The sequence below is a fragment of the Erythrobacter sp. genome (genome assembly GCF_038133525.1).
Lineage (GTDB): Bacteria > Pseudomonadota > Alphaproteobacteria > Sphingomonadales > Sphingomonadaceae > Qipengyuania.
Map to the genome: position 1 here is coordinate 72,912 of NZ_JAYPTL010000002.1, position 21,492 is coordinate 94,403.

At 63.2% G+C, this 21,492-nt stretch carries 18 protein-coding genes; 9 read left to right on the top strand and 9 right to left on the bottom strand.

What is annotated here, in order from left to right; genetic code table 11:
- Positions 1-3: 3 nt before the first annotated feature.
- From AAFM29_RS01075 to AAFM29_RS01085, 3 genes are all read left to right on the top strand, one after another.
- Positions 4-1,236 (top strand): acetyl-CoA C-acetyltransferase, encoded by a 1,233-nt coding sequence (locus AAFM29_RS01075; RefSeq protein WP_341710966.1) that lies wholly within the window; start codon positions 4-6, stop codon positions 1,234-1,236.
- The gene (locus AAFM29_RS01080; RefSeq protein WP_341710967.1) at positions 1,236-2,090 is read left to right on the top strand and encodes a MaoC family dehydratase N-terminal domain-containing protein; all 855 of its coding nucleotides are present in this window, start codon (positions 1,236-1,238) and stop codon (positions 2,088-2,090) included. The genes AAFM29_RS01075 and AAFM29_RS01080 overlap by 1 nt, the downstream gene beginning before the upstream one ends.
- A gap of 135 nt (positions 2,091-2,225) precedes the next feature.
- On the top strand, positions 2,226-2,600 hold the full coding sequence (locus AAFM29_RS01085) for a hypothetical protein (RefSeq protein ID WP_341710968.1): 375 nt from the start codon (positions 2,226-2,228) through the stop codon (positions 2,598-2,600).
- Between the two features lie 10 nt (positions 2,601-2,610).
- On the opposite strand, the gene ppk2 is transcribed toward AAFM29_RS01085, so the two are convergent.
- A complete protein-coding gene (gene ppk2, locus AAFM29_RS01090) occupies positions 2,611-3,438 on the bottom strand; it encodes a polyphosphate kinase 2 (protein WP_341710969.1) in 828 nt (275 codons plus the stop codon).
- Positions 3,439-3,448: 10 nt separating this feature from the next.
- Here ppk2 and phhA point away from each other — a divergent pair, with 10 nt between their 5' ends.
- A complete protein-coding gene (gene phhA, locus AAFM29_RS01095; RefSeq protein WP_341710970.1) occupies positions 3,449-4,387 on the top strand; it encodes a phenylalanine 4-monooxygenase in 939 nt (312 codons plus the stop codon).
- A gap of 46 nt (positions 4,388-4,433) precedes the next feature.
- On the opposite strand, the gene AAFM29_RS01100 is transcribed toward phhA, so the two are convergent.
- The 3 genes from AAFM29_RS01100 to AAFM29_RS01110 form a co-directional block, all read right to left on the bottom strand.
- The gene (locus AAFM29_RS01100) at positions 4,434-4,688 is read right to left on the bottom strand and encodes a hypothetical protein (RefSeq protein WP_341710971.1); all 255 of its coding nucleotides are present in this window, start codon (positions 4,686-4,688) and stop codon (positions 4,434-4,436) included.
- Between the two features lie 86 nt (positions 4,689-4,774).
- Positions 4,775-5,587 (bottom strand): undecaprenyl-diphosphate phosphatase, encoded by an 813-nt coding sequence (locus AAFM29_RS01105; protein ID WP_341710972.1) that lies wholly within the window; start codon positions 5,585-5,587, stop codon positions 4,775-4,777.
- A 72-nt stretch (positions 5,588-5,659) separates the two neighbouring features.
- Positions 5,660-7,486: an ABC transporter transmembrane domain-containing protein gene (locus AAFM29_RS01110; protein ID WP_341710973.1), complete on the bottom strand. Its 1,827-nt coding sequence runs from the start codon at positions 7,484-7,486 to the stop codon at positions 5,660-5,662.
- Between the two features lie 162 nt (positions 7,487-7,648).
- Between AAFM29_RS01110 and AAFM29_RS01115 the strand changes: the two genes are divergently transcribed.
- A complete protein-coding gene (locus AAFM29_RS01115) occupies positions 7,649-8,887 on the top strand; it encodes a polyhydroxyalkanoate depolymerase (RefSeq protein WP_341710974.1) in 1,239 nt (412 codons plus the stop codon).
- A 39-nt stretch (positions 8,888-8,926) separates the two neighbouring features.
- Here the strand turns inward: AAFM29_RS01115 and AAFM29_RS01120 are convergent, their stop codons facing one another.
- The 5 genes from AAFM29_RS01120 to AAFM29_RS01140 form a co-directional block, all read right to left on the bottom strand.
- Positions 8,927-9,508 carry a carboxymuconolactone decarboxylase family protein gene (locus AAFM29_RS01120; protein ID WP_341710975.1) on the bottom strand — a complete coding sequence of 194 codons (582 nt, stop codon included), beginning with the start codon at positions 9,506-9,508 and terminating at the stop codon, positions 8,927-8,929.
- Positions 9,508-10,689, bottom strand: coding sequence for an acetyl-CoA C-acyltransferase (locus tag AAFM29_RS01125; protein WP_341710976.1), 1,182 nt, complete (start codon positions 10,687-10,689; stop codon positions 9,508-9,510). The genes AAFM29_RS01120 and AAFM29_RS01125 overlap by 1 nt, the downstream gene beginning before the upstream one ends.
- Positions 10,690-10,743: 54 nt before the next feature.
- The gene (locus AAFM29_RS01130) at positions 10,744-11,193 is read right to left on the bottom strand and encodes a MaoC family dehydratase (RefSeq protein WP_341710977.1); all 450 of its coding nucleotides are present in this window, start codon (positions 11,191-11,193) and stop codon (positions 10,744-10,746) included.
- A gap of 108 nt (positions 11,194-11,301) precedes the next feature.
- Positions 11,302-12,684 (bottom strand): DUF5935 domain-containing protein, encoded by a 1,383-nt coding sequence (locus AAFM29_RS01135; RefSeq protein ID WP_341710978.1) that lies wholly within the window; start codon positions 12,682-12,684, stop codon positions 11,302-11,304.
- A complete protein-coding gene (locus AAFM29_RS01140; protein WP_341710979.1) occupies positions 12,677-12,862 on the bottom strand; it encodes a hypothetical protein in 186 nt (61 codons plus the stop codon). The genes AAFM29_RS01135 and AAFM29_RS01140 overlap by 8 nt, the downstream gene beginning before the upstream one ends.
- Positions 12,863-12,942: 80 nt before the next feature.
- Between AAFM29_RS01140 and AAFM29_RS01145 the strand changes: the two genes are divergently transcribed.
- From AAFM29_RS01145 to AAFM29_RS01160, 4 genes are all read left to right on the top strand, one after another.
- On the top strand, positions 12,943-14,175 hold the full coding sequence (locus tag AAFM29_RS01145; protein ID WP_341710980.1) for a TIGR04063 family PEP-CTERM/XrtA system glycosyltransferase: 1,233 nt from the start codon (positions 12,943-12,945) through the stop codon (positions 14,173-14,175).
- Between the two features lie 18 nt (positions 14,176-14,193).
- Positions 14,194-15,111 carry a hypothetical protein gene (locus AAFM29_RS01150; RefSeq protein WP_341710981.1) on the top strand — a complete coding sequence of 306 codons (918 nt, stop codon included), beginning with the start codon at positions 14,194-14,196 and terminating at the stop codon, positions 15,109-15,111.
- A gap of 239 nt (positions 15,112-15,350) precedes the next feature.
- Positions 15,351-19,997: a glutamate synthase large subunit gene (gene gltB / locus AAFM29_RS01155; RefSeq protein ID WP_371830699.1), complete on the top strand. Its 4,647-nt coding sequence runs from the start codon at positions 15,351-15,353 to the stop codon at positions 19,995-19,997.
- A 5-nt stretch (positions 19,998-20,002) separates the two neighbouring features.
- Positions 20,003-21,439, top strand: coding sequence for a glutamate synthase subunit beta (locus tag AAFM29_RS01160; protein WP_341710983.1), 1,437 nt, complete (start codon positions 20,003-20,005; stop codon positions 21,437-21,439).
- Positions 21,440-21,492 lie beyond the last annotated feature (53 nt).

The window sequence follows — 21,492 nt, forward strand, 5'->3', positions numbered from 1 at the left end:
TCCATGACGTCACTTCGTCGAGTCGCCATCTGCAAGCCCCTGCGCACCCCGGTCGGTCGCTACCTGGGCAGTCTCCAACCGCTCGAAGCGGGGCCGCTTGGCGCGATCATCATCAAGGCACTGGTCGAGCGCAGCGGAATCGACCCGTTACGCGTCGACGACGTCGTGTTCAGCCAGGGCTACGGCAGCGGCGAGGCACCTGCGATCGGCCACTGGAGCTGGTTGGCCGCGGGTTACCCCATCGAGGTCCCCGGCTTCCAGCTCGACCGGCGTTGCGGATCGGGCCTGCAGGCAGTCGCAACGGCGGCGATGATGGTGCAGACCGGCGTTGCCGACTGCGTCCTGGCAGGCGGGGTCGAAAGCATGTCCAACGCGGAGCATTATACGACGGCGGCTCGCCAGGGTTCGCGCCTGGGTGACATGGTGTTGTGGGACCGGCTGACGCGCGGGCGCCTAATGAGCCAGCCGATCGAGCGCTTTGGCGTCATTACCGGGATGATCGAGACGGCCGAAAACCTGGCTAAGGACTATGGCATCACCCGCGAAGAGGCCGACGCCTTTGCGGTCCGCAGCCACCAGAACGCGACCCGCGCCTGGGCCGAGGGCAAGTTCGACGAACAGCTGGTTCCGGTCGAGATCCCGTCGCGCAAGGGCGATCCGGTGGTCTTCGCCAAGGATGAGGGCTTCCGCCCCGACGCCAGCATGGAGACGCTGGGCGCATTGCGCGCAATCGACATCAAGCGCGACCCTGACGCCATTGTGACGGCAGGCAACGCCAGCCAGCAGAATGACGCCGCGGCGGCCTGCCTGGTCGTTGCCGAAGACAAGGTCGAAGAACTTGGGTTGGAGCCGATCCTGTGGTTCCATTCATGGAGCGCCGCGGGCTGCGATCCCAGCCGCATGGGTATCGGGCCCGTCCCGGCGGTCAACCGGCTCTTCGCCCGCAACGGGCTGGGCTGGGACGACATCGAGCTGATCGAACTCAACGAAGCCTTTGCCCCGCAGGCGCTTGCCGTGCTCAAGGGCTGGGGGTTCTCGGACGACGACAGCCGCCGCGAGCTCGTCAACGTCAACGGTTCGGGCATCTCGCTTGGCCATCCGATCGGCGCCACCGGAATCCGTATCCTCGCCGACATGGCGCATGAGATGCACCGCCGCGGGGTCCGCTACGGCCTCGAAACCATGTGCATCGGCGGCGGGCAGGGCATGGCCGCCGTGTTCGAGCGCGCCGCCTGATGGGAAACTGGTCCGCCTGGCTGGGGCGCGAAACCACGTCGCGGGACAGGCTGGATGCTGCGCTCGCCGCGCGCTGGTGCGCCACGCTGGATCGCGAGGTGCCCGACGACGGTGCGATGCCCCAAGGGATCCATTTCTGCCTGTGCACGCCCGACGCCCCGACCACCGCCTTGGGCGAAGATGGGCATCCGGCGCGGGACGAGAGCGCGGCGAGCTTCTTCCCTCCGGTACCCCAGCCACGCCGGATGTGGGCCTCGAGCAAGGTCACCTTCCTTGCGCCGCTGACCCTTGGCGCAAACATCGAACGCCGATCGCGCATTGCCGCGATCGACGAAAAGAGCGGCAAGACCGGGTCGCTGGTGTTCGTCGAGGTGGACCATGAAACGAGCGCGGACGGGGTATTGACCGTGCGGGAACGGCAGACGCTCGTCTACCGCGATGCCGCCAGCCCGGACGCGCCGCTGAGCCCTCCGCAGCCGGCCGCTAACGGCGTGGATCCGACCGGATGGGATGTGCACCGGAAGCTGATCCCCGATTCTCGGCTGTTGTTTCGCTATTCGGCACTGACCTTCAACACCCACCGCATTCACTATGACGAGCCCTATGCCCGTGACGTCGAGCGCTATCGCGGCCTGGTTGTGCACGGGCCCTTGATGGCGAGCCTCCTGCTGCAATTGGCAGCGAGCGAATTCGGCGAAAACCGGCTCGAGAGCTTCGGTTTTCGTGCGATCAGCCCCGCCATTGCCGGTGAAGAATTGAACCTGCTGATCCGGCGTGAAAGTGCTGGACTGGAGCTGGCAGCATTGGCATCCGATGGCCGCGAGGTGGTCAGGGCCCGGGCCAGTCTTGGCTAGGACCAACCGTTCCGCTGTTCGCCAACCATAAGTTAACGCACTCCCGATATCCCGATGCAATCGAAGTCCTTGATCTAGAACGGGGATATAACGCACCGCGACAAAGCAGGTGCTTCGATAACACGGGAGCCAATAATGTACGAAGTCCGGGCAGACGCATCACGTCACTGCGTCATTCTTATCCTGAAGCACGATTACAACCACGACCGCGAGGCGGTCCACCGGGACTTTGCCACCGCGGCCGACCGCGTGCGGTCCGAAGGCGGATACTTCGACGTGCTGGTCGACCTGGTCGACATCCACGTGATCGGGCAGGAGCGCGTCGATAGCGGCGAGGTTCTGATGCGTTGGTGCTTGGCCAACGGCATGCGTCGTGGAGCTATCGCGGTTGGCACGATGCTTCAGGAATTGCAGCTCAAGCGTGTGTCCGAACGCAACGACAAGTTCCGCTATTTCCGATCGCTGGAGGAAGCCGAACGCTGGTTGAGCGAAACGGCAGTAGAGGTCTGACCGCCGCCTCTCAGTCCCGATCTTCTGGCACGTAGCTCGCAATCGGTTGCAGAACCCCATAATGTTCGGCCTGCGGCTCACGAGCCAGCGGCGGGAAATCTATTGTCGTTGGCTCGACCGCTGTATCGGGCAAACGGTCGAGCAGGTCACGGACCAGCGTCAGGCGGCCACGTTTCTGGTCGTTGAAATCGACCAGCGTCCAGGGCGCCCAATCGGTGTGGGTTGCCGCCAGCATGACCTCGCGCGCTTCGGTATAGGCATCGTATTTATCACGCGCGGCCAGATCGACCGGCGAAAGCTTCCACCGCTTGAGCGGGTCCTCCAGCCGTTCGCGCAGGCGTTCTTCCTGTTCCGTCTGGTCGGTGCCGAGCCAGTATTTGAACAGCAGGATGCCGTCTTCGACCAATTGCTTCTCGAAAAGCGGGGCCTGGGCAAGGAAAGCCGAGACTTGCTCGGGGGCAGCATAGCCCATGACCTTTTCCACCCCTGCCCGGTTGTACCAGCTGCGATCGAACAACACGATCTCACCCGCGCTCGGCAGGTGGGGGATGTAGCGCTGGAAATACCATTGGGTCTGTTCAGCTTCGGTCGGTTTCGACAGCGCAACGACGCGACACTGGCGCGGATTCAACGCTTCGCGGACGGCCTGGATTGCGCCGCCCTTCCCTGCCGTGTCGCGCCCCTCGAAGATCACCACGATCCTTTGGCCGGTTGCCTTGGCCCAACGCGCCATGCCGACAAGTTCGGCCTGCATCGGCTCGATCGCGTCTTCGTATTCCTCTTTCTTCACCCCATACCTCCCGAAGCATTTGTATGCGGGCGGCAAAAGTAGTATCATCGGCAACGATATGGCTACGATCGCAGAACCCGAACAGGACTTTAGCCGCCTGCCGGAGCTTCCGGCAGGAATTTTTACCGCCCCGCTGAAGAAACCGGCCCACGTCGGCGAAGATTGGCTGGAGCCGGCCCAGACCGTCTATTCTTCGGACGAAGATGCGATCTGGAACGACCTGTTCGCGCGCCAGATGCAGGTCCTGCCCGGCCGCGCCGCCACTGCGTTCATGGGAGGCCTCGAAAAGCTCAACCTCGATCGCGGCGGGGTGCCCGAATTCGGCAAGCTCAGCGAAGACCTGAATGCCTTGACCGGCTGGACAGTGGTCCCGGTGCCGATGCTGATCCCCGATCACGTGTTCTTCTGGCACCTGGCAAACCGGCGCTTCCCGGCGGGAAATTTCATCCGCACGCGTGAGACCTTCGACTACATTCAGGAACCCGACGTATTCCATGATGTGTTCGGCCACGTGCCAATGCTGACCGACCCGGTCTATGCCGATTACATGCAGGAATACGGGCGCGCCGGATGGAAGGCGATGCGCTATAACCGGCTGAAGGCGCTGGGCGCACTCTACTGGTACACGGTCGAATTCGGGCTGATTCAGGAAGTGGACGGCATCAAGGCCTATGGTGCCGGGATCCTCTCGGGCCCGACCGAAGTGGTTTATGCCACCGAGGCGGAAAGTCCCAATCGTATCATGCTCAATGTCGATCGTGTCATGCGCACAGACTATGTGATCAGCGATTTGCAGCCGACCTATTTCGTGATCGAGAGCTTTGCCGACCTCTATCGCCAGACGGTGGAGCGCGACTTCGACAAACTCTATCGCCATCTCGGCCCGGGCTTCACCTATGCCAATACGGCGGTGATCGACGTCGATTACGTCGTCAATGAAGGCACGCTGGAATATACGCTACGCGGCGGACGCGGCAGCGGCGCGAAGCCGGTCTAGGGAACAGCCAGTCGCCGTCCCTGCCATGGAAGGGTGGGGGTATGCCCTACTGGGCCAGTTGGCGGCGTAGGAGATTATAGGCAGCGATCGCGGCGAGCGCCCCGATCGTGGCCCACGCCAAGGCAGTACCACTAACCCCGCCGACGATCGACGCATTGCCGACGAACAGCCCGGCAAGCAGAGAGCCCGCCGTTCCGGCGAGCATCTGGCCAAGGATGCGGCGGCCGTCTTCGATACGCAGGACGATAGTGCCCAACCAGCCCAAGGCGGCACCGATCACGATCAGTATCAGCGCACCCATAACAGGAATGTCCGTTTCGTGGTCATATCCGATAAATTCGCAGGCAGGGCATTGGTTCCTGCCGACACGACCTATCGCATACCCAGTCAGCCAAGCGCAAACCAAGCTAGGACCGCGGAGCCAGCCAGGATGCGATACCAGGCGAAGGGGGCGAACCCGCTGCGACCGACGAAGGCGACGAAAGCACGGATCACCAGCAAGGCAACGACAAAGCTGACCACAAAGCCAAGTGCTATGTCATCCCAGCCGACCCGCGCTCCACCCGCCATCAGCGTGTCGTATTTGGTTGCGATCTCCAGACCAGAGGCTCCGATCATCGTCGGAACGGCAAGGAAGAACGAAAATTCAGCGGCTGTCTTGCGATTCACGCCCATGGCCAGGGCACCCATGATCGTCGCACCTGACCGGCTGACGCCGGGGACCATCGCTAGGCACTGCGCCAGGCCGACGCCGAGAACTGTCACGATGGGCAAGTCGGCCACGCCATGCTCGCCTTCCGGCTTGGACCAGCGTTCGATCCCCAGGATGGCAATCCCGCCGAGGATCAAGGTCCAGGGCACAATCTGCGGATTCCCGAGCATCGCTTCAAACTGCTCGTGGAGCATGAGGCCCAGGATCGCGCTGGGCAGGAAAGCCAGGATCAGGTTGCGCGCAAACAGCAGCCCTTCGCGTTCGCCGCGCAGCACACCCATGCCCGCGCCCCAGAAGGTGCCCCAATACTGGTATACAACCGCCAGGATCGCACCGAGCTGGATCACGACGTTGAACATCGCCCATTCCTGCGGGTCCGCGCCCGACAGTTCGGTCGCAAGGATCAGGTGCCCGGTCGAGGACACCGGAATGAATTCGGTAAGCCCTTCGACGATGCCGAGGAAGATTGCGGTGAAATAGTCGCTCATCGGCTAAGCGCCCAAGAGAATGGTGGAGGCCAAGTCAAGCGATCCGGTGCCAGGATGCGGTAACCCGCATGCTCAACCGGCTTCGAGCACGAACTGCAGCGAAGCCAGCCGCGCATAGAGCCCGCCATTTGCCGCCAGTTGATCGTGAGTGCCCTGTTCGACAATCCTGCCATCTTCCATCACGACGATCCGGTCGGCTGCGCGAACCGTCGATAGCCGGTGCGCAATCACCAGCGTGGTGCGGTCCTCCATCAGATGTTCGAGCGCGTCCTGCACTAGGCGTTCGCTTTCGGCGTCGAGCGCGCTGGTCGCTTCGTCGAGCAGCAGGATCGGCGCATCGCGCAACAGGGCCCGTGCAATCGCGATGCGTTGGCGTTGGCCGCCCGACAATTGAGTCCCGCTTTCGCCGAGATAGGTGTCGAGTCCCTGGGGAAGCTTTTCCAGGAACTCTTCGGCATTGGCCGCACGCGCGGCGGCCCAGATTTCTTCGTCGCTCGCATCCCAATTGCCGTAGCGCAGATTATCGCGTGCATTGGCGCTGAACAGCACCCCTTCCTGAGGGACATAGGCCATGCGCCGCCTTACTTCGGCCGGGTCGGCGCTGGTCAGCGGGATTCCGTCGATACGTATCGATCCCGCCTGGGGGTCATAGAAGCGCTCCGCCAGTTGAAAGATAGTCGACTTGCCAGCGCCCGAGGGCCCGACAATGGCGACAGTCTCCCCAGGCTCGATCTCCAGGGTGAAGTCGAAGATGGCGGGGGCTTCGAGCCGGGTTGGATAACGGAAGGTCACGTTGCGGAACGACAGGCTGCCGCGTGCCGGAACGGGTAGCTCCTGCGGCCGGGCCGGCGGGGCGATGCTCGGCCTTTCCTCGAGCAGTTCGGCGAGGCGGCTGGCCGCTCCCGCGCCGCGCAACAAGTCCCCATAGACTTCGGTCAGCGCGCCGAACGACCCTGCCACAAGGCCCGCGGTGATGACGAAGGCTGCAATTGTACCGCCCGAAATTGTACCCGCGCTCACTTCTTCGGCACCCTTCCACACCAGCATGGTGATCCCGCCGAACACACACAGGATGACGACGGAAGTCATCGCTGCGCGGATCATGATGCGCCGCTTGGCCGTGGCAAAGGTCCGTTCCACTGCACCCTGGAAGCGCTCATGCTCGCGCGCCTCCTGGTTGAACCCTTGGACGATCTTCATCGCCCCCAACACTTCCGTGACCATGGCACCGATATCCGCCACGCGGTCCTGGCTGGTACGGCTGACATTGCGCAGGCGACGACCGAAGAAGGTGATGGGCACGACGATCGCGGGAATGATCAGGACCAGGCCAATCGTCAGTCCGGGAATGAGCCAGAACAGATAGGCCGTGCCGCCGATCGCCATCAGCGTGTTGCGCAGCGCCACCGAAACCGTGGTCCCCACCACCGTTTCGATCAGCGCGGTGTCGCTAGTCATGCGGCTGGAGATTTCCTTGGGGCTGTTCTCCTCGTAAAACCCGGGGGCCAGGCGCATCAGGTTTTCCTGCACCTTCAATCGCACATCGGCGACGACGCGCTCGCCAAGCCAGCTGACGAAATAGAAACGCATGGCCGTGCCCATCGCCAGAACGGCGACGATCAGCAGCAGGTAACGGAACCAGCGCGCAATCTCTCCCGGGTCGGACCCTTCGGCAAAGCCGCGATCGACCACCATCTTGAACCCTGCCGGTATCGCCAGCGTGGCGCTGGCGGTGATCATCAATGCGACCAGCGCCAGTGCGACATGGCCGGGATAGTTGGACGCGGCCTGCCACACCATGCGCAACGGCCGCAGCGAACGCTGCTTGCGCTCGGGTTTCGCCTCTGCGGGGCTCACAACCTCTGTTTCGGAAATGTCGATCTCGGTCTGCGCATCCATCGCCTCCACCTAGGTCGCGTTCTCGCGAAAATCCACCGCAGAGGGGCGCCACGGGCAAAACAATCGATTTGTGCATTGCACAATCGTCGCCGTCGCGTCAGGATGGCGCGATTTCGGGGTAGGCACACATAACACAAGAGGCCACCCAGCAGGGGACACGCATTGCTCTATCACGCCTATGAACTGCAACGCAGCTGGCTCAATTCTGCCAGCGCCCTCGCCTCGATCGGGGCGGAAATGCTGTCCAATCCGGCCAATCCCGTAAATTTCATGGCACCGATGGCATCGACGGGGCTGGGTACGATTGCCTCCAGCGCGCTCGAAGTCTTCGCGCATGCTTCGGCCAGTTACGGCAAGCCGGCCTGGAACATCGAAAGCGTGCTGGTCGACGGCCTCGCCGATCCAGTCATCGAAGCAATCGAAGTGAATCGCCCGTTCGGCGATCTGAAGCGATTCCACCGCGTGGGGCTGGCGGACGACGCGCCCAGCCTTCTGATTGTCGCTCCGATGAGCGGGCACTATGCCACGCTGCTGCGTGGGACGGTCGAGCGGATGCTCCAGAATTACCGCGTCTATGTCACCGATTGGGCCGACGCCCGCACGGTCCCGCTGTCTGAGGGGCGCTTCGATCTCGACGACTACATGGATTACGTGATCGGATTCCTCGAGCACATCGGCCCCGGCGCCCATGCGATGGCGGTATGCCAACCATCGGTCCCGGTATTCGCGGCCACGGCGATCATGAACCGCGACAACCACCCCTGCACACCCAAGACGCTGACTATGATGGGCGGCCCGATCGACACGCGCTGCTCGCCCACCAGTGTCAACGACCTCGCCATGGAGCGGCCTATCGAATGGTTCCGCCACACTGTGATCGCCACTGTGCCGATGCAGTATCGCGGCGCGGGGCGGAAGGTCTATCCCGGTTTCATGCAGCTGGCGGGGTTCATGAGCATGAACCTCGGCAACCACATGATGAGCCACTACGAGATGTTCAAACACCTCACCGTGGGCGATGACGAAAGCGCGCAGGCGACCAAGGATTTCTACGACGAATACCGCAGCGTTTGTGACATGACCGCGGAGTTCTACCTGCAGACGGTCGAGGAAGTGTTCCAGACACACGCCTTGCCCAACGGCACCTTTGTCCATCGTGGCAAGCGCATTGACCTGGGCGATATCACTCACACTGCCTTGCTAGCGATCGAGGGTGAGCGTGACGACATCTCGGGCCTAGGGCAGACCAAGGCAGCGCTCGACCTGACGCCGCGTCTCTCAGCCGCCAAGAAGCGCTACTACATGGCCGAAGGGGCCGGGCATTACGGTATCTTCAACGGCAGCAAGTGGCGCGAGAAGATCGCCCCGGTGGTCGAGGAATTCATTGCCGAGCATGGCTAGGAGAAGCGCGCCCGACCAGGGCGCCGTCAAAAGCCGGACCTAGGGTCTCAGCTGGGGATCGATTTCGTCGCCGTCTTCGATCTGCACGCCGAAGCTGTTCAGCAGCATCGACACCTGCGTGTACTGACCCACCGTGAAAACGAGGTCCATGCGACCCTTGTCGCCAAGTTCGGCTAGTGCGAGCCAGGTGGAATCGGAAACGAAGAGGTCGGCAACCAACTCGTCCGCCGCGCGTATCATGGCCGCCTCGATCGGGGTCCAGCCGGGCGCGTCGGGGCCAGCCTTGATCCGCTCGACCTCCTCACCCGTGAGCCCGCAATCGAGCCCGATCCGCCGATGCTGGGCGAATTCATAGCCGGAACGGCACAGCCACCCGGTGCGCAGGATCACGATCTCGCGCTCACGCGGCGGCAAGGCATTGCGCCGTGACAGAATGTAATTACCCCAGGCGAGGAAACCGGTCAGCGCCTTGGGCGCACGGGCCAGCGTGCGGAAGATATTGAGCACCTTGCCGCCCCCGACCTTGTTGGCGGGGTCGGCGAAAGGTGCGAGGACAGCCGCCTGCTCCTCGTCGAGCCGATCCATCTCGAGCGGCTCGATACGAGGAGCAGACAGGCGCATCAGAAGATCTCGAACAGACCTGCCGCGCCCTGACCGCCACCGATGCACATGGTGACGACGGCGTATTTCACGCCGCGGCGCTTGCCTTCGATCAGCGCGTGGCCGGTGCAGCGTGCGCCGGTCATGCCGAAGGGGTGACCGATCGAGATCGAACCGCCGTTGACGTTGAGCAGTTCGTCAGGAATGCCGAGCTTGTCGCGGCAATAGAGCACCTGCACCGCGAAGGCTTCGTTCAGTTCCCACAGGCCGATGTCGTCCATCTTGAGGTTGAAGCGCTCAAGCAGCTTGGGGATGGCATAGACCGGACCAATGCCCATTTCGTCGGGCTCGGTGCCGGCGACCGCCATGCCGACATAGCGACCGAGCGGGTTGAGGCCGCGCTTCTCAGCGACCTTGGCTTCCATCACCACGCAGGACGACGACCCGTCGGACAGCTGGCTGGCATTGCCCGCCGTGATGCAGTGACCCTCGCCCATCACCGGCTTCAGCGAAGCAAGGCCTTCGAGCGTGGTGTCGGGGCGGTTGCAATCGTCGCGATCGGCAGTGACTTCCTGGAAGGTGACTTCCTTGGTCTCCTTGTTCATCACGGCCATGGTCGCGGTGCAGGGGATGATCTCGTCATCGAACTTGCCCGCTGCCTGCGCGGCGGCAGTGCGCTGCTGCGACTGGAGCGAATATTCGTCCTGATATTCGCGGCTGATGTTGTAGCGCTTGGCCACCACTTCGGCGGTACCGATCATCGGCATGTAGATATGCGGGTGCATTTCCAGCAGTTCGCGGTCGGGTTCGACGAACAGCTTGCCGCTGCCGCTTACCTTCGAGATGCTTTCGAGACCGCCGGCGACGCAGATGTCCATGTTGTCGACCAGCACCTGCTTGGCAGCGGTGGCCACGGTCATCAGGCCCGACGAGCACTGGCGATCGATGGTCATGGCAGGGACCGATACCGGCAGGCCGGCACGCAATGCCGCAAGGCGGGCAACGTTGCCGCCGGTCGAACCCTGCTGGGCCGCGCAACCCATGATCACGTCGTCGACTTCTGCGCCTTCGAGGCCCGCACGCTCGACGGCGGCCTTGATCGACCAGGCACCGAGGGTTGCGCCGGTAGTGTTGTTGAATGCGCCGCGCGCCGCCTTGGTCAGCGGGGTACGGGCGGTGGAGACGATGACTGCGTCACGCATGGGTAGTTCCTTGAATTGCTAAGAGTGTCCGTTACCTCTTGGGGAGGAGGGGGATCAGACGAAGAGCTGGGTAATCCATTCGCAGATCAGCGCGGGCTTGTCCTCGCCCTCGATCTCGATGGTGATTTCGCTGGTCTGCTGCCACTGGCCGGGGCGCTTCTCGACCATTTCGAGCAGCTTCCAGTGGCCGCGAATGCGCTTGCCCGAGCGTACGGGCGAGATGAAGCGCGTCTTGTTGCCACCGTAATTGACGCCCATCTTCACCCCGTCGATCTTGGGGGTGTCCGAATTGGCGCCGAGGTAGGGGATCATCGACAGCGTCAGGAAACCATGCGCGATGGTGCCGCCGAACGGCGTCATCTTGGCCATTTCCTCATTGATGTGGATGAACTGGTGATCGCCCGTCGCATCGGCGAACTGGTTGATGCGTTCCTGGCTCATCTCGGCCCATTCGCTGGTGCCGATGTGCTGGCCGACCATGCCGGCTACTTCCTGCGGGGTCATGCGCCTCTCCTTCTCTCGAAAAACTGCAGTTTTGCGCGACTCCGGCCGCGCTGGCGGGCGGAGTCATGGCGCAAGCGGAGGGGGCGCGCAACTGCGCGAATTGTGCCGTTACGGCATGGCGGGCTTGGCCCCGGCGGCTTCGCGCCGGGCATCGCGCGCTGCCTTGCGCTCCGCTTCGCGGGTCAGCGACTCGCGACGTCGGCAGTAGGTCGAGAGCGCGATCTGCATCCCGATCAGCATCAGCACGAAGGGCTGATAGGCAATTCCCTGGAAGGTCGCCCCAACCAGGTAGATGATCTGCGCGAACTGCAGCGCACTGGCCAGCGGTGCCTGCCACTGCTCACCGTGCTTCGCACGACCAGCCCAACGCTTGCGGATGCCCTCCATATAGACGAGGCCGAGAAAGTGCAGTGCCAGCCATAGTATCAAGCCGATCCAGCCTTGTTCGCCGAGCATCTCGAAATAGGAAGAGTGATAGGCGCGCCCCGCATCGGTGACCTGCTGAATTTCGACCGAAGTGGTGGTTCCTTCCCTGGTCGCTACGGGCATTTCATAGGTGAAGCTATTGCTGCGATAGGCGTCGAAGCCGCCGCCGAGCGGATGTTCGTTGGCGTAATCGATGGTCCACATCCAGACCTGCATCCGCGTTGAAGCCGACTGGTCGCTGTCGACCGAGCCCAACGTAGCCATACGTTCGTAGTAGCTGGCGGGGAGGAAGGGCAGCGCCACCATGCCAAGCGCCGCGGCGCCCAGCAGGTACATCATACGCTTCTTGACATCGCGCAGCATCAGCAGACCCAGCACCGCGATGCACAACAGACCAGTGCGCGCTTCGGTCCCGACCGGGATAAGCAGGCAAGCGAATATCAGCAGCGCCGCGAACGCCTTCACCCGCCAGTCGCTTGGGTAGATCGTGCCGTATTTGACCAGCCACAGGATGATCGGGATGATCGCGATCGCGACCGTCGCCAGTGTCGAGCTCTCATAAATATTCGAGTTGTCGTTCACATAGAGGTAGAGGTTGCCATACCCCCCGCCGCCGAGCGCGGTCTTGATCCCCGCTGCGATGATGATCGCCCCCGCGGTCAGCACCATGATCAGCGCGGCGACTTCGATGCGCAGCCGGGTCGTCAGGGTGAGGGGCAGGAAGATGGCGAAGACCAGCGCCTTCCACACCCATTCCCATTTGTCTGCAGCATTGTCGGGAAAATCGGCCCATTGCAGCGTCATGAAACACCATGCGAGCAGAGCCAGCATTATCCCCTGCCGCAAGGTGAAGCGGGTATCCGCTTTGGTATCGCCGATCGCCCAGCCGGCAAAGGCCAGCAGGAACGCGATGAAGGAGATCGGTAGCATCGGCGTCAGCGTCCAGCCGATCTTCTGCGGCGCAAGGATATCGATATAGAGATAGGCAAGCACCCAGATGAAGGGTCGTCGCAAGCCGAGCGCGAACATGCCCATCACGGTGGCGAACAACGCAAGATCAAGCATCGTCGGTGCTCTTGCGATTGCGTCGAGCGTGCCGGGCATCGCGTCGGCCAGTCTTCGGCTCAGCCACCTCATCCGCCGTGACGAGATCCTCACGATCGAGATCGGGCCGCACGAGAATGCGCAGCAGCGCGATCACGATCAGGACGTGAGTCAGTGCAAGGGCGAAATAGTCGATCAAACCGGTGGTGTTCCTCGCTCCGCTCCTAACCTATTGCAGTTGACGCGGCGTTAAGCCTGTTGTGACACTAGACCAAGCCGATGACCCGCGTCCTTCATATCCTCGATCACTCGCTGCCGCTGCATTCGGGATATACGTTTCGCACGCGCGCGATCCTGAAGAGCCAACAGGCCAAGGGCCTCGATGTTCGCGGCATTACCGGTCAACGCCATTCCGCCGCGGGGCCCGCGGTCGAGGAAGTGGAAGGCCTGACCTTCCATCGCGTGCCAGGAAAGCCTTCGGGCCCACCAATCCTGCGCGAATGGCGCGAGATCGAGAGCCTTCAGGCCGCAATCGAACGGCTTGCAAAGGAATGGCGTCCCGACGTGTTGCACGCGCACTCGCCAGCCTTGTGCGGCATGGCTGGCCTGCGCGCGGCCAGGCGCCTGGGCATAGCCTTCGTCTATGAGATCCGGGCGTTTTGGGAAGATGCCGCGGTCGGCAACGGCACCGGCAGCGAGGGTTCGATCAAGTACCGACTCACCCGCACGCTCGAGAATCGCGTCGTGGCGGGCGCGGATGCCGTGTTCGCCATCTGCAATGGATTGCGCGAGGACTTGATCGCGCGCGGCCACGACGCCTCGAAGATCGGGATCTCTCCCAACGGCGTCGACCTGACACTGTTCGGCGATCCGCCTCCGCGCGACGCCGCCCTTGCAGCCTCACTTGGCCTGGCCGAAGGGCCGGTAATCGGCTTCATCGGCAGTTTCTACGATTACGAGGGGCTCGATGATCTTATCGCTGCCCTGCCCCTGCTCCGCGAGCGCCAGCCGCATGCCCAGTTGCTGCTGGTCGGTGGTGGGCCGATGGATGTACGGCTTCGCGCACAGGCCGCGGCGTCTCCGGTACATGACGCCATCACCTTTACCGGTCGCGTTCCTCACGACGAGGTTGAGCGCTACTACTCGCTGATCGACGTACTGGCCTATCCGCGCAAGAAGTCGCGGCTGACAGAGCTCGTGACGCCATTGAAGCCCTTGGAGGCCATGGCCGAGCGCAGTATCGTCGCCGCCAGCGATGTCGGTGGGCATCGCGAGTTGATCGAGAATGGGGCAACCGGACTGCTGTATCCACCCGATGATCCCGCCGCGATCGCCGCAGCCCTGGCAGGCTTCATCGATCGAGGCGAAGATTGGCCGGCGATGCGCGAACGCGCGCACCAGTACGTTGCCCGGAACCATGATTGGAGTCGCAATGTCGATCGTTATCTCAGTGTTTACCAAGACCTGCTAAAGCGGTCCCAAACGGGCGGTAATCAACCGTCAGCTGAATAGGTCGAGATCAGTCGCACCATGAATAGCGCCGCGCGCAAACAGCCTGTCAGCAGTCACCCGGCCTTTCGCTGGGCGGTAGGCGCATGGTTCGCCGCCCTGCTCGGCGGTGGGCTGTTTGTCATGCCCGACGCAGTGCACGATCAGTTGCGGCAGTCCATTGGAATTGCCGCGCTCTTCCCTGCGGGCACGCCTGGCAAGCTGGCACTTTCGGGTGGAGCTGCGCTGCTGGGCCTGGTGCTCGGTCTGGTGATCGGCATGCGGGTTGCCGCACTGAACGACGTGACCCACAACAGTTATGATGAAGATGAAGAAGTCGAGCCAGATGCCGTCTGGCTGACCGACGAACCCGTATTTGATGAGATCGAGCCCGAAACGGGAGCCGAAGAGGCTGTCGACGAGGATCCGCGCCGCCCCTTCAATCCGCGCGAATACATTGCGGAGGAATGCAACGAAGTCGACCCAAACGGGGACGTCATCGAGCTTGACGCCGAAGCTGAACCCGATGCGGGCCCTGAGCCCTACTTCCCCGACTCCGTCGAATATTTGGCACCCGACGAAGCAAACCAGCCATCCCAAATCCTTGAGGACGCCATCGAGTGGCTTCCGGAACAGGAATCGGCCATCGAAGCTGCGGAACCGGTGTTCGTAGCACAGCCCACCGCGCTGCCGACGAGCGAGGAGAAGCGGGCGTTCGGCGACCTTTCATTGACCGAACTCACCGCGCGGCTGAACCGCGCGATCAAGGACCGGGAAGCGGTTGAGGCTGCCGGTAGCGCGGGCGAAGGCGAGGACATGGACCCGGTTATCGCATTCCTCAGGCGCGAGGCCGATCGCTCCAGCACAACTCTGGACGAAGGCACTGCTGCGGAGGATGACCCGCAGGCAGCCTTGCGCGGTGCGCTCGATCGCCTCTCAAGGATCAGCAATCCCCGCTGATTCCCGGCGCACGGATACGAATTCCTGCCTGAAAGCACCCTCCCGCCGCGCTGAAAACTTGGCTCGGCTGAAATTTTGCTTCGCCTCTCGCAGTTGCAAAATCACAATTGCAACGGCATGACGCTCACTCGCGTAATTTTGCCGGTGCCATCCTTTGGCACCAAGTGATTTGTCCCCGGCGCTTCGCATCGCGAGGCAGCGCGGCGGGCACGAAGGAGGACGTACCGCTGATGGGACGCATGCCGCCCCTGGGGAATGAGGGTCTTTACGATCCCCGCAACGAACACGACGCCTGCGGCGTCGGCATGGTCGCGCATATCAAAGGCGCGAAAAGCCATGCGATCGTAACCCAGGCGCTCGAGATTCTGGCCAATCTCGATCATCGCGGCGCGGTTGGCGCAGATCCGTTGCTGGGCGATGGCGCCGGCATTCTCGTACAGATCCCCGATCCGCTGTTTCGCAAATGGGCTGACGCCGAAGGCCATGATCTGCCTGCCGCTGGCGATTACGCGGTCGCCATGTGCTTTCTCCCTCAGCAGGACGAAGCGCGCGAATACGTCGAGAAGCAGCTCGAACGCTTTGCCGCCAAGGAAGGGCAGCGGGTGGTCGGCTGGCGCGATGTGCCCACCACACTCGACGGCCTTGGCAAGGCGGTGATCGAATCCATGCCGGTGATCCGCCAGTGCGTGATCGCCCGGGGTCCCAAATGCGTCGACCAGGACGCCTTCGACCGCAAGCTGGTAGTAATCCGCAAGCAGACGCTCAACCCGCTCAAGGCGCTCGAGGCTAAGCACGGTATCGAAGGCCTGTCGCAAGCCTATATCCCGAGCTTTTCCAGCCGTACGCTGGTCTACAAGGGCCTGCTGCTGGCGAACCAGGTCGGCAGCTTCTACGACGACCTGCGCGACCCCGATTGCGTTTCGGCGCTCGGCCTCGTCCACCAGCGTTTCAGCACCAACACCTTCCCCAGCTGGCGACTCGCCCACCCCTACCGTTTCATGGCGCATAACGGTGAGATCAACACCGTGCGCGGCAATGTGAACTGGATGGAAGCCCGGCGCCGCACGATGGAAAGCGAATTGCTGGGCGCCGACCTCGACAAGATGTGGCCGCTGATCCCCCACGGCCAGTCAGATACCGCCTGTCTCGACAATGCGCTCGAACTGCTGCTGACCGGCGGCTACAGCCTCGCTCATTCGATGATGATGCTCATGCCGGAAGCCTGGGCCAAGAATCCGTTGATGGACCCGGCCCGTCGCGCCTTCTACGAATACCACGCCGCGCTGATGGAACCATGGGACGGCCCGGCGGCGGTGTGCTTCACCGACGGTCGCCAGATCGGCGCCTGTCTCGATCGCAACGGCCTGCGCCCGGCGCGCTGGTGCACGACCAAGGACGATCTCGTCGTACTCGCCTCGGAAAGCGGCGTGCTGCCGTTCAAGGACGAGGATATCACCCGCAAGTGGCGCCTCCAGCCGGGCCGCATGCTGCTGATCGATCTCGATCAGGGCCGCATCGTCGAGGACGAAGAGCTCAAGGCCGACCTGGCGGCAGCGCAGCCTTACGAGAAATGGCTTGAGAAGGCGCAGTACAAGCTCGAGGACCTCGATCATATCGAGCCCGACCTGTCGGCGATAACGCAGCCCGAAGAGAGCCTGCTCGATCGCCAGCAGGCCTTCGGCTACACGCAGGAAGACATCGCCAAGTTCCTCGAGCCGATGGCTTCGGGCGGCGAGGACCCGATCGGTTCGATGGGCACCGATACGCCGATTGCGGTGCTGTCTGACCGCAGCCGCCTGCTCTACGATTATTTCAAGCAGAACTTCGCGCAGGTCACCAATCCGCCGATCGATCCGATCCGCGAGGAGCTGGTGATGAGCCTGCTGTCGATGATCGGCCCGCGCCCGAACCTGCTGGGTCGCGATGGCGGTACGCACAAGCGCCTCGAGGTGAGCCAGCCGATCCTCACCAATGCCGATCTCGCCAAGATCCGCTCGGTCGAAGTCGCGCTCGACGGTGCCTTCCGCACGGCTACGATCGACATCACCTGGGATGCCAGCACCGGTGCCGAGGGCCTGGCAATGGCGCTCAAGGAAATGTGCTGGGCCGCAACCGAGGCGGTGCTGGGCGACGCCAACATCCTGATCTTGTCCGACCGCGGTCAAGGGCCGGATCGCGTGCCCATGCCCGCGCTGCTCGCAACCAGCGCTGTCCATCACCAGCTCGTTCGCCAGGGCCTGCGGATGCAGACCGGGCTCGTCATCGAAACCGGCGAGGCGCGCGAGGTGCACCATTTCTGCGCTCTGGCAGGCTATGGTGCGGAGGGCATCAACCCCTACCTCGCCTTCGAAACGATCGAGGCACTGCGTGCGGAACGCTTCCCCGACATGGACTCCGCCAAGGTACAGGCCAACTACGTCAAGGCGGTGGGCAAGGGCATCCTCAAGGTCATGTCCAAGATGGGCATTTCGACCTACCAATCCTATTGCGGCGCGCAGATCTTCGACGCGGTCGGCCTCTCGTCGGACTTCGTCGACACCTATTTCTGCGGCACCGCCACCACCATCGAAGGCATCGGCCTGCAGGAAGTGGCCGAAGAAGCCGTGCTGCGCCACGCGCAGGCCTATGGCGGCAACCCGCTCTATGCCGGGATGCTCGATGTCGGCGGGATCTATCAATACCGTATCCGCGGCGAGGCGCATGCCTGGACCCCGCAATCGGTATCGCAGCTGCAGCACGCCGTGCGCGGCAACAATCCAAAGAATTACGAAGAGTTCGCCCGCTCGATCAATGAGCAGTCCGAACGGCTGCTGACGATCCGCGGCCTCATGGAGCTCAAGACGGCCGAACAGCCGCTCGACCTGTCCGAGGTCGAACCGGCAGTAGAAATCGTCAAACGCTTCAGCACCGGCGCGATGAGCTTCGGCTCGATCAGCCACGAAGCGCATTCGACCCTGGCAATCGCGATGAACCGCCTGGGCGGTCGCTCGAACACCGGCGAAGGGGGCGAGGAGCCCGAACGTTTCGAGCCGCTGCCCAATGGCGATTCGATGCGCAGCCGGATCAAGCAAGTTGCGTCGGGCCGGTTCGGCGTGACTGCCGAATATCTCGTCAATTCGGACGACATCCAGATCAAGATGGCGCAGGGCGCAAAGCCCGGCGAGGGCGGCCAGCTGCCCGGCCACAAGGTCGACAAGCGCATCGGCAAGGTCCGCCATTCGACCCCGGGCGTGGGCCTGATCTCGCCGCCGCCGCATCACGACATCTATTCGATCGAGGATCTCGCGCAGCTGATCCACGACCTCAAGAATGTGAAGCCGAGTGCGCGTATCTCGGTAAAGCTGGTATCCGAAGTGGGCGTCGGCACGGTCGCCGCGGGCGTGAGCAAGTGCAAGGCGGACCACGTCACGATCTCCGGCTATGAAGGTGGGACGGGTGCGAGCCCGCTCACCAGTCTCACCCATGCCGGTTCGCCGTGGGAAATCGGCCTGGCCGAAACGCAACAGACCCTGCTGCTCAACGACCTGCGTTCACGCATTGCGGTGCAGGTCGACGGCGGCCTGCGCACCGGGCGCGATGTTGCCATCGGGGCATTGCTGGGAGCCGACGAATTCGGCTTCGCCACCGCGCCGCTGATTGCGGCGGGCTGCATCATGATGCGCAAGTGCCACCTCAACACCTGCCCGGTCGGCGTTGCGACCCAGGATCCGGTGCTGCGCGCACGCTTCACCGGCACGCCGGAACACGTCATCAACTACTTCTTCTTTGTCGCGGAAGAGCTGCGCCAGATCATGGCGCAGATGGGCTTCCGCACGGTCGAGGAAATGGTCGGCCGGGTCGATCGGATCGACATGCGCCGGGTCGAACGGCACTGGAAGGCCCATGGGGTCGACCTTTCACGGATCCTCCATGCAGTTCCGCTGGATGCCGGCAAATCGCTGCACCACACAGAAGAGCAGGACCACGGCCTCGAAGCTGCCATGGACGTCGAGCTGATCGCGGCCTGCAGGCCCGCGATCGAGAGCGGGCAGGCTGTCCAGCTCACCCGCACCATTCGCAACGTCAACCGTACCGTCGGCGCCATGCTGTCGGGCCGGATCGCAGAGGCGCACGGCCATGCCGGCCTGGCGCCGGACACGGTCCGCATCGACCTTACCGGTGTGGCAGGGCAGAGCTTCGGCGCATGGCTCGCCCATGGGGTGACGCTGAGCCTGACCGGCGATGCAAACGACTATGTCGGCAAGGGCCTGTCGGGCGGTCGCATCATCGTACGCCAACCTGACGAGGCACCGCGCCTGCCGGGCGAGAACATCATCGTCGGCAATACCGTGCTCTACGGCGCGATCGCGGGCGAAGCCTATTTCTCGGGTGTCGCGGGCGAACGCTTCGCGGTGCGCAATTCGGGCGCGGTCGCGGTGGTCGAAGGCACCGGCGATCACGGCTGCGAATACATGACTGGGGGCGTCGTCTGCGTGCTCGGCCCCACCGGGCGCAACTTCGCAGCGGGGATGAGCGGCGGCATCGCCTATGTCTATGATCCCGATGGGCGCTTCGCCGATCTCTGCAATCCGGCGCAGGTCGACCTGCTCCCGGTTACGCCGGGTGACGGCGAGGGTGCGGAAAAGAGCTGGGGCAAGCCGCAGCAACGGGCCGTGTCCGTCGACAATCCCGGCATGGGCGATCCGCTCTACCACGATGCCGAAAGGCTGAAGGTCCTTGTCGAACGACACCTGCTCCACACCGGTTCGGCCAAGGCCAAGGCCTTGCTCGACAACTGGGCGGGCGAACTGAAGAACTTCCGCAAGGTGATGCCGCGCGACTACGCCAAGGCGCTCAAGGCACTCGAAAACGAACGCGAAGAAGCCGCGATGGAAGCGGCGGAGTAAGGGTCATGGGCAAGGAAACCGGCTTTCTCGAATACGAGCGGCACGACCGCTCCTATCTCGACCCCAAGGAACGGCTGAACAACTACAAGGAGTTCGTCGTCCCTCTGTCCGAAAGGGAACTGCGCACGCAGGCGGCGCGCTGCATGAACTGCGGCATTCCCTATTGTCACAACGGTTGTCCGGTGAACAACATCATCCCGGACTGGAACCATTTGGTCTACGAGGACGACTGGAAGCACGCACTCGAAGTGCTCCATTCGACCAATAATTTCCCGGAATTCACCGGGCGCATCTGCCCCGCCCCGTGCGAAGCGGCCTGCACGCTGAACCTCATCGATTCGCCGGTAACGATCAAATCGATCGAATGTGCAATCGTCGACCGCGGGTGGCAGGAAGGCTGGATCAAGCCGCAACTGCCCGAGAAGCGTACCGGCAAGTCGGTGGCAGTGATCGGCAGCGGACCGGCGGGCCTGGCCTGCGCGCAGCAGTTGGCCCGCGCGGGCCATGCGGTGACCGTGTTCGAGAAGGCCGACCGGATCGGCGGGTTGCTGCGTTACGGCATTCCCGACTTCAAGATGGAGAAGCACCTGATCAATCGCCGCGCGGTGCAGATGGAGGCCGAAGGCGTCCAGTTCCGCACCAGCAGCGAAGTCGGGGTCGAAGTCAGCTTCCAGGCACTGCAGGAGAATTTCGACGCGGTCGTCCTGGCGGGCGGCGCAGAGGAAGCGCGTATGCTCGACGTGCCCGGCGCAGAGCTGCCCGGCGTGCGCCTGGCGATGGAATTCCTCACCCAGCAGAACAAGCGCAATGCCGGCGATGACGAAGTGCGCGCCGCGCCGCGCGGTTCGCTGACCGCGACCGGCAAGCACGTAATCGTGATCGGCGGCGGGGATACCGGCAGCGACTGCGTCGGCACCAGCAATCGGCAAGGCGCAGCCAGCGTCACCCAGCTTGAGATCATGCCCAAGCCCCCGGAGAAGGAAGACAAGGCGCTGACCTGGCCCGATTGGCCGCTGAAGCTGCGGACTTCGTCGAGCCACGAGGAAGGCGTCGATCGCGATTGGGCTGTCCTCGCCAAGCGCGTTACCGAAGAAAACGGCGATGTCGCCGGGCTCGAATGCATCCGCGTCGAGTGGAAGGACGGTCGCATGCAGGAGGTCGCTGGCAGCGAGTTCACGCTCAAGGCCGACCTGATCCTGCTCGCCATGGGCTTCACCGGACCCAAGCGGCGCGGGTTGCTCGACCGCGCGGGCGTCGACCTCGACGCGCGTGGCAATGTGGCGGCAGACACTGAATGGTACCTCACCAGCGAGGCCAACGTCTTTTCCTGCGGCGACATGCGGCGCGGGCAGAGCCTGGTCGTCTGGGCGATCCGTGAAGGGCGCCAATGCGCACATGCGGTCGACAAGGCGCTAATGGGCGTGAGCGAGCTGCCGCGCTAGCGCCACAGCGTCGCAGGGCGTAACCACTTCCGAATTCGCTACGGAAGATTCAG